The 10,865-nt window shown below is 58.0% G+C and carries 8 protein-coding genes; 4 read left to right on the top strand and 4 right to left on the bottom strand.

Annotated elements, in window-relative coordinates:
• Positions 1–112 precede the first annotated feature (112 nt).
• The 4 genes from VN887_12535 to VN887_12520 all read right to left on the bottom strand — a co-directional run bounded on the left by VN887_12535 (position 113) and on the right by VN887_12520 (position 3,059).
• Positions 113–778: a transglutaminase family protein gene (locus tag VN887_12535; protein ID HXT40832.1), complete on the bottom strand. Its 666-nt coding sequence runs from the start codon at positions 776–778 to the stop codon at positions 113–115.
• Positions 779–1,122: 344 nt separating this feature from the next.
• Positions 1,123–1,473, bottom strand: coding sequence for a hypothetical protein (locus VN887_12530; GenBank protein HXT40831.1), 351 nt, complete (start codon positions 1,471–1,473; stop codon positions 1,123–1,125).
• Between the two features lie 493 nt (positions 1,474–1,966).
• On the bottom strand, positions 1,967–2,479 hold the full coding sequence (locus VN887_12525; GenBank protein HXT40830.1) for an RHS repeat-associated core domain-containing protein: 513 nt from the start codon (positions 2,477–2,479) through the stop codon (positions 1,967–1,969).
• 178 nt (positions 2,480–2,657) lie between these two features.
• A complete protein-coding gene (locus VN887_12520; GenBank protein HXT40829.1) occupies positions 2,658–3,059 on the bottom strand; it encodes a hypothetical protein in 402 nt (133 codons plus the stop codon).
• A gap of 381 nt (positions 3,060–3,440) precedes the next feature.
• On the opposite strand from VN887_12520, the gene VN887_12515 reads away from it, so the two are divergent.
• From VN887_12515 to VN887_12500, 4 genes are all read left to right on the top strand, one after another.
• Positions 3,441–6,581, top strand: coding sequence for a PSD1 and planctomycete cytochrome C domain-containing protein (locus tag VN887_12515; GenBank protein ID HXT40828.1), 3,141 nt, complete (start codon positions 3,441–3,443; stop codon positions 6,579–6,581).
• A gap of 6 nt (positions 6,582–6,587) precedes the next feature.
• Complete coding sequence (locus VN887_12510; protein HXT40827.1) at positions 6,588–8,054, top strand: DUF1501 domain-containing protein; 1,467 nt, start codon at positions 6,588–6,590, stop codon at positions 8,052–8,054.
• 342 nt (positions 8,055–8,396) lie between these two features.
• Entirely contained in the window at positions 8,397–10,205 is a 1,809-nt protein-coding gene (locus tag VN887_12505) for an ATP-binding protein (GenBank protein HXT40826.1), read from the top strand.
• A 3-nt stretch (positions 10,206–10,208) separates the two neighbouring features.
• Positions 10,209–10,661 carry a response regulator gene (locus tag VN887_12500; GenBank protein ID HXT40825.1) on the top strand — a complete coding sequence of 151 codons (453 nt, stop codon included), beginning with the start codon at positions 10,209–10,211 and terminating at the stop codon, positions 10,659–10,661.
• Positions 10,662–10,865: the final 204 nt, after the last annotated feature.

Here is a 10,865-nt window from a genome sequence, read left to right as displayed (position 1 = left end):
TACCTTCACGGGACTATCCCCATCAGCCTCCCGCAAGATGCCGATGATTTGTTCTTCGCTGAATCTGCTTCTCTTCATGTTCTGCTCCTTTTGAAGCAGAACTTCATTTATGTCATGTCCAGCTTTTGGGGGTCAGGTCAGCCGCAGCGTAGCGCCTCGCTTCAAATAAACACATGCCTCGAACCGACATAAACACCGCCAGCTCTTCGGCGGGTGCCAACGATTTCAAGTAGCCTTCGGCCACCACTTCTTCCGCAGAGACCTCCAGTGGCCAGTGGCGATAGTATTCATCTGCAAATCGGTTCACCCCACGTCCCGCCGCCTCGATATTGAATCGCTCCTGCGAATTTTCCCACCGAACGAACAGATGCCCTTTGGTCGTGACTAACTTGAGTGGATAACCCAGCCGCCGCCCCACCGCGACTTGCAGCACAGGCAGAGAACTGCACGTACCTTCCCGCTTTGCGCCGAGCAGCCCTTCCAGGAACACATCTTTCGCGTCGCTATAAAATCCATCACCCATGCGGGCCTCTGCCGCACTGCCAATTTTGTTCGGCGCATAATGCACCTCAAAATCTTCCGCCAAAACCACCGCCAGCATGATCATCCGAAAAAAACCCTCCGAATTGTCGAACTCAGCGGGATTCTGCCGGAAACGGTGGAAATGGCGGTCGGTTTCGGCCCGAACACGCTCCGCCATTTGATCAAGCATCGCCAGTGCGCCGCCCAAGTTCGAGTCCTCCGGTCTGTCAAGTCCTTGAGCGCAGAGCAGGTTCATCCGCCCGATGTCCACAGCGACCAATTCCCTCGGGGTCAACGACAGCAGCCCAGACAACGAATCCGGCGTCCGGCGCTGTTGCACGACGAATGTCAAACGCCGACTCGCGGACTTTCGTCCCGTAACCGTGCCGATGACCAGCAATGAGCCGGCGCAGACAAGCAGAAGGGTTACTCCAGTGAAAATGTTTTTCGTTTTCATGGGTCGTGACCCGTTGTTCGCTCCAAGCTCACTTCAAATCCTCCGTTCATCTCCCGCCGGCTTCCTGATCCCACTTCAAAAGCTTGTCCACCAAATCGAGGCAAGGCCACTCGTCGAAGCCATGTTTCAAACTAGCCGTGACCTTACCTCGGCACTTTTTCTGCGGGCAGGAAAATGTCGTCGCCTTGTCCATCTTCATTGATTCCATTTTCGCCGCTCGACCAAATGATTACATCAAACTCGACTCCTGTAAGCTTATTTGGAGCACCCTTTGCAATTAAGCTTGTCTTGAAATCGATGTTAAACAGGTTACCGTAGCCATCTTGGCACAAAGTCTCACGAGCAATTGTCTCGTCTATTCCGTCTTTTGCCATGCTTTCTACGACCAAACGAGTCCACTTATCCTGCAACGTGATTGCGTTAGTAATCCGTCGGAGTTGTTCGCCAATGCTAAGATGATTCTCCGACTCTAAGACGCGGATGGTGTGATACACGCGATTGAGTTTGTTTATTGTCGCTGCTTTTGGGGCCGGAGTAACTGGAGGCGTGCATGAAACAATCAAATGGGCAAGTCCTATTGCCATGGGGAATGTCCACCGAGTAAACATCAGGAAAGGAGTTTGGTTAGTTATTTGCCTACTGAAAATGGATAATCGTTCTTCCCTTTGGCAGTTGCCCATTGGAATACTTCGGTCAGCGTGGACACGGTACCCTCATAGCCTACAAACCTACCTCGGGTTGCTACGTTGGATTCCCAAGCGTTATATCTGTAGTGTTTTCTGATAATAGGAACTTTGTAAGCGCTGTAACAAGCCTTCAGATAAAGGAACGCAATTCCATGTGACGAGTATCTATCTGGACCAACTCCGCTCATGTCATCGCCTAAATGTGAGTAGGAATTTATGATCGCTTCCTTCCACCCGTGGCCAATAAACATATAGCCATGTGTATTAGGACTAGCCAAGTGGCCTTTAATTTCTTCATCTATTACACCTTCGCTTTGCAGTACGAGAAAACGTTTTTTTCCCAATTGGCCCGAGCCGCACTTGCTTGCGATCTCCAAATGCTGATGATGGACCATGGAACTTGGTCCAAAACTTTGAACTCACCATAGTCAATGTAAATCGTGTTTGGGATTGAATATACTGCGCAGAGATTGGGCTTCGTGTCGCTGGTCTGAGCCCACTTCTTGTAGTCAGAAGTATCCAATCCAATATTTCGTGCGAGGTCATCGAATGTGTCGCTTGTGCTCGTGGCTTTAGCATCTGCACGCAACCCACCTCTTCGTTGAATCTGCCATTCAAGCCCCATGTAATCTGTGCTGCTGATCCCATCATTCCTCAGAAAAACATAAATGTTTGCGCCATCTGATTCTTCGACAGGATCCCGGCTGAGCCACCGGCCCGTCGAAGAATTGTAAAATGCGAACGCGTTGTGACAGACGAACAGCCCGCACAGCGCAAGAAGCTGCGGCAAGCCCGGAATGTATTTTATTTTCATCGGTCGTGACCCGTTTCTCGATCCAAGTTCAATTCACATCCGCCATTCAATTCCCACTCACTTCCCTCACCGGCTTCGTCGCCACAGGCGGCCGACCTTCCTCCGCCGCGGCCTGAGCGCCGCTAGATTCTTACACACCGTTTCGCGGGACAGCCGGTTGGGTCGGACTGTGTGTTGGCTAGCGCGACGCGGTGAAGCTGACGAGAGTGATACCGCTCTTGTCCTCGGTTCGCCGTGTGCCCTTTTCGAGGCGTGGCGCTTCGATGAGTTCGATGCAGGTGGACGCCAGTTGCTTCTCGGCGAAGTCAGACGAGCGACTGAGTTCCTTCAAAAGCGGCAGTGCATTCGCTCCTTTGCGGATGAGTGGTTCGACAGATTGGGGCAACCAGTAGTGCGAACTAAGAAGCGAGATTGCGGCCACTGGATCGCAGTTGGCTTTCTGGCAGTCCACAAGCGCGTGATTGAACAGGTCGCGCACATCGGCGTCGGAACGGCGTTCAGGGTCGTTCTTCATGTTCGCGCACCCGCACAGAAGTGCGACAACCGCGACCAGCAAACCAGATTGGAAAGTTGTGTTCATAACGCGCTCCGCAGTTCATGTGTGCGCACTAGCTATTGATGCACCCAAGAGAGGGGTAAATGGGGTAACACTTTTTGGTTAAGGGAGACCGTGATCAGGCCCTGGCAGCGAAGCCAGGTTTCCGCCGCTTGACGCCGCGCGGCGTCCACGCTCCGGCGATTCGGTTTCTCCATGCGTTGTAGTATGGCATTCGAGTGGCCGGTTATCCACTCGAAATTGTCATGACCGCCGCATCCCGATAAAGCCTTTTGGGCCCGGCTAATTCCTTGTTTGTTTGGGTCGCGTGCCCTATTTTCATCGTAAGCCTGTGAATCTGTTCCGGCCGTTGGCCGTCGAAAAACAGTCGCTCTTCAGGCGAATGAAACGAACGCAGGCTCATAGATGCTTTCTATTCTGACACCGGACCCGTTTGACATCGCCCGCAGGTCCGCGGGTTCGCTGGCGGTCCTTCTTGGTCTGGCCGCGAGTTCACTCCCGTCCGTCCGCGCGGACATTTCTCAACTGCCGCCGGCCGCGAACCGCAAGGTCGATTTCGTCAAAGACATTCAACCGATCCTGGCGAAGAGTTGTTATGATTGCCACGGAGAGAAGAAACAGGAAGCGGCGTTGCGCTGGGACGCGAAGGAAATCGCGCTGAAAGGCAGCGAACACGGGCCGGTGATCGTCCAGGGAAAAAGCGGCGAGAGCCTGATGATCCAGCTCGTCGCCGGGCTGAAAGGCGATGACAAGCTCATGCCGCAAAAGGGCGACCGGCTCACTCCCGAACAAATCGGGCTGTTGCGCGCCTGGATCGATCAGGGCGCGGACTGGCCGGACAGCGCGTCGGTGAAGGTTGCGGACAAGCGCGATCACTGGGCGTTCAAAGCGCCGGTGCGTCCGCCCGTGCCGGTCGTGAAAAACAGAAAATGGGTCCGCGATCCGATTGACAGCTTCGTTCTCGCGCGGCTGGAGAAGGAAGGGTTGAAGCCATCGCCCGAAGCGGATCGCGTCACCTTGGTCCGCCGTTTGAGCCTGGATTTGACCGGCCTGCCACCGACACCGGGCGAGGTGGACGAATTTGTTCACGACAAATCGCCGGATGCGTACGACAAACTCGTCGAGCGGCTGCTGGATTCGCCGCACTACGGCGAGCGCTGGGGGCGGCATTGGCTGGATGCCGCGCGTTACGCGGACACGAATGGTTACGAGAAGGACGCCGCGCGCTCGATCTGGCCGTATCGCGACTGGGTCATCCGGGCGTTCAACCGCGATCTGCCGTACAACGAGTTCGTCATCGAGCAGATCGCCGGCGATCTGCTGCCGCATGCGACGATCGAGCAACGCATCGCCACCGGTTTCCTGCGCAACTCGATGCTCAATCAGGAGGGCGGCATCGAGCCGGAACAATTCCGCATCGAGGCGATGATTGACCGGATGGATTGCATCGGCAAAAGCATCCTCGGCCTCACCATCCAGTGCGCGCAATGTCACAACCACAAGTTCGATCCCATCGCCCAGCGCGAGTATTACCAGCTCTTCGCGTTTCTGAACAACGACGACGAGCCGTTCATCGAAGTGCCCACCGCGGAGCAACAAAAGCAGCGCGACGAATTGCTTTCGAAAGTCCGCTCGCTCGAAGAGCAGGCGATGATGGATTCGACGAACCTCACGGAGCACATGACACAATGGGAAAAGGAGGCGGCGGATGCGGAAGGGAACTGGATCGTTCTCGATCCGGCCGAGTGGCACGACTTCGCCACCAAGTATGAGAAGCAAGGCGACAAATCACTGCTCGGCGGCGGCGATCTGCAGCCGGGAGATGTGACGCGCGTGTGGGTGGATGCGCCGCCGACGAACATCACCGGTTTCCGTCTGGAGGTGCTCACCCATCCCAATCTTCCATACGGCGGTCCGGGCCTGATGCACACCGGAAGCTGGCTGCTCAAGGAATTCGAATGCGAAGCATACGCGCTGCATAATCCGACCGTGACCAACCAGGTGAAGTTCCGCCGCGCACTGGCAAGCGCCGAAGCGCCCGGCTTCAGCATCACGAACGCGATTGACGGAGAAACCGACAAGGGCGGATGGACGGCGAGTGTTTTTCCGATCTTGAAAAACAGGGAACAGCGCGCGGTGTTCGAGTGCGCCGACCCGATTCCGAGTTTTCCGGGCGGCACGAGATTGCAGTTCACCATCCACCAGAAGTTTGAGAGCAACGAGGCGAAGGCCGCCGGGCTTGACTGCCACACATTCGGCCGGTTTCGCCTGAGCGCCACGACGAATGCGACACCGTTGAAAGTCGATCCGCTCACACAGGAGCAACGCAGGCTGCTCGCAATTGCCCCGGAGCAACGGACGCCGGAACAACGACGCGAACTGTTCAATGTGTTTCGCGAGGGCGAACCGTCATTTGCCGAAGTCAACAAGCGGATTGACGGCGCGTTCACCTACTGGCCCTACGCCGCGACGACGCTCGCGTTGCAACAACGGGCGCAGCCGCGCGACACGCGCATTTTCAAGCGCGGCGACCGGCAGCGGCCCGGTGAATCGGTGGAACCGGGCGTGCCCGCGGTGCTGCATCCGTTCCCGAAAGACGCGCCGCTCAACCGGCTTGGACTCGCGGAGTGGCTGGTGGACCGGCGCAGTCCGACCACCGCGCGCGTTTTTGTGAACCGCGTGTGGCAGGCATATTTCGGGGAAGGCCTGTTCACGACCCCGGAAGACATCGGCACCCGCTGCGAGCCTCCGTCCCACCCCGCATTGCTCGACTGGCTGGCCTGCGAGTTCATGGACGGCGGCTGGAGCGTGAAAGCGTTGCAGCGCTTGATCGTCAAATCGTCCACCTACCGGCAATCATCCAAAATACCACCGGAGTTACTGGCGAAAGACGCCTACAACCGTCTGCTGGCGCGCGGTCCCCGTTTCCGGGTGGAGGGAGAAATCGTCCAGGACATCGCGCTCTCGGCGAGCGGCCTGTTGAACCTCAAGGTTGGCGGGCCGAGCGTGCGGCCCCCGATTCCTTCGAGCGTGGGCGACACTGTGTACGGCGGTTTTTCGTGGCCGGAGAGCACCGGCGAAGACCGGTATCGCCGCGGGATGTACACCTTCTGGAAGCGCTCACTGCCGTTTCCTTCGCTCATCGCGTTCGACGCGCCGACATCGGAAAACTCCTGCACACGCCGCGCCCGATCCAACACGCCGTTGCAGGCGCTCACGACCTTGAATGAAAAAACGTTCGTTGAAGCCGCGCAGGCGCTCGGTTTGCGGGCGCTCAAGGAAGGCGGCAAGGACGACCGCAGCCGCGCGACCTACGCGTTTCGCCTTTGCACCGGACGCGCGCCGACCGAGCGCGAATTGAAATCACTGCTCGCCTTCTGGCAGGAGCAATATCGTCAGTTCGAGGAGAACACCGGCGCGGCGTTGAGCGTCGCCGTCCCGGACATCAAAAAGATTCCGCCCGATGTGAACCTGCACAAGGCCGCAGCCTGGGCAATGGTCAGCCGCGCGATTTTGAATCTCGATGAAACCATCACGAAAGAGTGAGATGCCATGAACGCAAAATTAAGTTTGATTGAAGACCTGCGCGCCGAGCACGCCAGGTTCATCACCCGCCGCTGGTTTTTGCGCCAGTGCGGCGTCGGCCTTGGCTCGATGACGCTTGCGTCGTTGCTCGGTGAGGACGCGGCTCGCGCCGCGGCCAGAACGCCTGTTGCAACCGGTCCGCTCGCGCCGAAACAGCCCCACTTCAAACCGAAGGCGAACCGGGTCATCTATTTGTTCATGGGCGGGGGGCCCAGCCAGCTTGATTTATTCGACTTCAAGCCGACCCTGGCCAAATACAACGGGCAGCCCGTGCCCAAGGAGGTCGTGATGGGCCAGAAATACGCGTTCATCAAGCCGGACGCCGCGCTGTTCGCGAGCGAATTCAAGTTCGCCCGGCGCGGCCGGTGCGGCGCGGAACTTTCCGAAGCGTTGTCCCACCTTGCTGAAGTCGTGGATGACATCGCCATCGTGAAATCCATGACCACCGACGCGTTCAATCACGCGCCCGGCCAGGTGCTGATGCAGACCGGCTCTCCGCTGTTTGGCCGGCCCAGCATGGGCGCGTGGACGCTATACGGACTCGGCAGCGAGTCGCAGAATCTGCCGGGCTTCGTCGTGCTCAACTCCGCCGGCGGCCTCAGCGGGGGAACGGCGCTCTACGGCAGTGGATTTTTGCCGACCATTTATCAAGGGGTGCCCTTTCGGAAGAGCGGAGACCCGGTGCTGTTTCTTTCCAACCCGGCCGGTGTCACCGACAAAATGCAGCGCCGCACACTCGACCTGATCAAAGATTTGAACGAACAGCATCTCGCCGCCACGGGCGACCCTGAGATTGCCACGCGCATCAATTCGTTCGAGATGGCGTTTCGAATGCAGAGCAGCGCGCCGGAGCTGATGGATGTTTCCAAAGAATCGCCGGAGACGCTCAAGATGTACGGCGTGGAACCGGGCAAACCGTCTTTCGCGATGAACTGTCTGCTCGCGCGGCGGCTCATCGAACGCGGCGTGCGCTTCGTGCAACTCTTTCACGAAGGCTGGGATCATCACAGCGAAGTCGTCAAGGGCATCAAGGACCAGACCGGCAAGACCGACCAGGCCGGCGCCGCGCTGGTGAAAGATCTTAAACAACGCGGCCTGCTCGATGACACGTTGGTGATCTGGGGCGGGGAGTTTGGCCGCACCCCGATGGTCGAGGCGAATGCCGACTTCGGACGCAAGCAGGGCCGCGACCACCATCCGCAGGCGTTCACGATGTGGCTGGCCGGCGGCGGCATCAAACCGGGCATCACCATCGGCGAAACCGACGATTTCGGTTTCCACGTCGTCAAAGACAAGGTCCACGTCCACGATCTTCACGCAACGATTCTTAAACTGCTTGGCTTCGACCACACGAAGCTGACCTATCGTTTCCAGGGCCGCGACTTCCGGTTGACGGATGTGGAGGGAGAGATCATCGAAAACCTCGTGGCTTGACGCCGCACCGGCTCATAAGGGATCGCGGTCGTCTCACCTCCTGGGGAGCGGATTGCAGCGTGACCTTCACCGCCGCAGAACACGGCGAGTCCTCGGCGCGGAGGGCACCGACGGACAAACCGGCGCTCTTTCAACCAAAGTCAGGAAGCGGGATCAAGCAGCCACACTGTCGCCTTCGAGTTACGTCCCGCGACCGATTTCCATTTGCTGAACTGCCAAATTACGTTAGCCTTCGCAGGAGTGAACAATCGGAGAAATAAGGAGCACCGAAGCAAAATGTGCCGGCGGCGTCCTGACGGCGCAATCCGGACCGTCGGACGACTGAAACCCGATTAACCCGGTATGGGACTTCGCGCACGCCTGCTTCTCCTTGTTCTGGTGCCGACGATTCCGGCGTTGTTGCTGGCGCTCTATACGAATTTGGAACTGCGGCGGTCAGGAGTCGCCAGGGTCGAGAAGGATGCCGTGAGAGTGGTGCAACTAACAGCCGCGAGCCAGAACGGCTTGATCGAAGCGACCCGCCAGCATCTCGCCGGAATATCCCGCCTCCCTCAAGCCCGGGGAAACGACCTCGCGGCGTTCAACGCGTTTTTCAGCGGCATGCCCAAACTCTATACCAACTACCTTGATTTTGGCCTGATCGAAACGAATGGCGATCTGGTCGCCTGCACCTTCGGTCGCCGTGGCCCGACCAATCTGGCTGACCGACCCCATCTGCAGCGGGTTCTCAAGACTCGTGATCTGGCCATCGGTGAATATCAGGCCGGCGGAAGCACGAACCACCCGAGCCTACCCTTTGGTTATCCGGTGCTCGACGAAAAAGGCAACCTGGCGCGCGTGGTTTATGCCGCGCTCGATCTGGCCGTGCTGAACAAATCCATTGTCACGTCCCAACTCCCCCAAGGGGGCATCGTCCAGGTTTTCGACCACAGCGGCCACGTCCTGGGCCGTTACCCGGAGCCGGAAAAATGGATCGGCCGGTCGGTATCCGACTCGCCCATATTTTCGACCATACTGGACAAGGGAGAGGGTGCCGTCGAAATGACGGGGCTCGACGACGTGCCCAGGCTATACGCGTTCACCAGCATCCGTAATGGTTCGCAGGCAAACCTGTTCGTCAGCGTGGGGATCCCAACGCTGCTGGCTTATGCGGAGACGAAGCACCTTTTGCTGGTTAACCTCGCCATTTTGGGCGGGATCGCAGTGCTGGCAATGATTGCCGCCCTGGTTTATGCGAACCGATACGTGCTGTATCCCGTTCGAACGCTGGCCGACACGACCCGGCGGGTCGCAGCAGGAGATTTGAGTGCCCGCACCGGCATCGGCAGCGCCACCGGAGAGCTGCCCCAGTTGGCGCGGGCATTCGACGAAATGACCGCGAATCTGCAACACCAGCGCAATGAAATCAACGATCTGAACGCCACTCTCGAACGGAGGGTCGAAGAGCGCACGACGCAATTGGAAGTTTTGAACAAGGAGCTGGAGGCATTTTCCTATTCGGTGTCCCACGATCTGCGGGCGCCGCTTCGCCACATCAGCGGATACGTCGAAATGCTCCGGCAGGAGTCGGGTTCTGCATTGACCAAAGACGGACACCGCTTCCTGGAGGTCATTTCACAGGCCGCCAGGCAGATGGCCGCGTTAATCGATGACCTCCTGGCTTTCTCCCGAATGAGCCGCGTCGAACTGCGTCGAAGAGTGATTCGGACCGACGAGTTGATCAACGAAGTGCTCCAGGAAACGAAACGGGATACCGAGGGAAGGAATATTGAATGGGCCATCGAATCGTTGCCCGAGGTGTTTGTTGACCGGGCCGCGATGAAACAGGTCTGGGCCAACCTCCTGTCCAACGCCGTGAAATACACCCGGGGACGGGAACCGGCGCGCGTGGAGATTGGCTGTCGCGCCAACGGAACTGAAACCGAGTTTTACGTGCGCGACAACGGCGCCGGATTTGACATGCAGTATGCCGACAAACTCTTCGGCGTGTTCCAACGCCTGCATCAGGCGGACGAGTTTGAAGGCACGGGGATCGGACTGGCCAACGTGCGGCGAATCGTTTCCCGCCATGGCGGGCGGACCTGGGCCGAGGGCAGAGTCGGTGAGGGAGCGACTTTTTATTTCACACTTCCCAATGTCGGAAAGGAATAACTCATGAACCCGTTGAAACCAATTCTACTGGTGGAGGACAGTCCCAATGATGTCGAAATGACGTTGTCGGCTTTGAAGCAACACAAATTAAGCAACGAGGTTTCGGTGGCGCGCGACGGCGTGGAGGCGTTGGATTATCTTTACCGGCGCGGAAAATTTCAGGACCGGCCCGCCGGCCACCCGATCGTGGTGTTTTTGGATTTGAAGATGCCGAGAGTCGATGGGTTGGAAGTGTTGCGCCAGATGAAAAACGACGCGGACCTCAGGATCATTCCGGTGGTCATGCTGACTTCCTCACGGGAGGAATCCGACCTGGTTGAAAGCTACAAGCTTGGCGTGAATGCTTACGTGGTCAAGCCGGTGGGCTTTCAACAATTCGTGGATGCGATAGGTCAATTGGGAATGTTTTGGGCGGTGCTGAACGAGCCGCCGCCGGAGCGCGGAGTCCCTGGATGAGGCCGCGAGCCGGACTCCGCGCCCGATCGTGGCGATCCGAACCTCTTTGGTTTCCGCCGAAAACTGGCGGGCAGCGTCAACGCAATCTCCGGCATATTGGCTGCTAACCCTTTCTCTGGCCTGCTGTTTGGCTCAAGAACACAGTAGTAAAATCGCAGGTCGCAGCGCGGCTAGCACCCACGCCGCGCTGCCTCTTTCTTGATG

This window comes from Candidatus Angelobacter sp. (assembly GCA_035607015.1).
Lineage (GTDB): Bacteria > Verrucomicrobiota > Verrucomicrobiia > Limisphaerales > AV2 > AV2.
Note: the sequence above shows the minus strand (reverse complement) of the source record. Positions and strands in the feature narration are given on the sequence as shown.

Bases quoted from the DNA above. Each gene is read 5' to 3' on its own strand.
- VN887_12535 (HXT40832.1), bottom strand. From the start codon at position 778: ATGAACCTGCTCTGCGCTCAAGGACTTGACAGACCGGAGGACTCGAAC.
- VN887_12500 (HXT40825.1), top strand. From the start codon at position 10,209: ATGAACCCGTTGAAACCAATTCTACTGGTGGAGGACAGTCCCAATGAT.
- VN887_12510 (HXT40827.1), top strand. From the start codon at position 6,588: ATGAACGCAAAATTAAGTTTGATTGAAGACCTGCGCGCCGAGCACGCC.
- VN887_12505 (HXT40826.1), top strand. From the start codon at position 8,397: ATGGGACTTCGCGCACGCCTGCTTCTCCTTGTTCTGGTGCCGACGATT.
- VN887_12515 (HXT40828.1), top strand. From the start codon at position 3,441: ATGCTTTCTATTCTGACACCGGACCCGTTTGACATCGCCCGCAGGTCC.
- VN887_12525 (HXT40830.1), bottom strand. From the start codon at position 2,479: ATGAAAATAAAATACATTCCGGGCTTGCCGCAGCTTCTTGCGCTGTGC.
- VN887_12520 (HXT40829.1), bottom strand. From the start codon at position 3,059: ATGAACACAACTTTCCAATCTGGTTTGCTGGTCGCGGTTGTCGCACTT.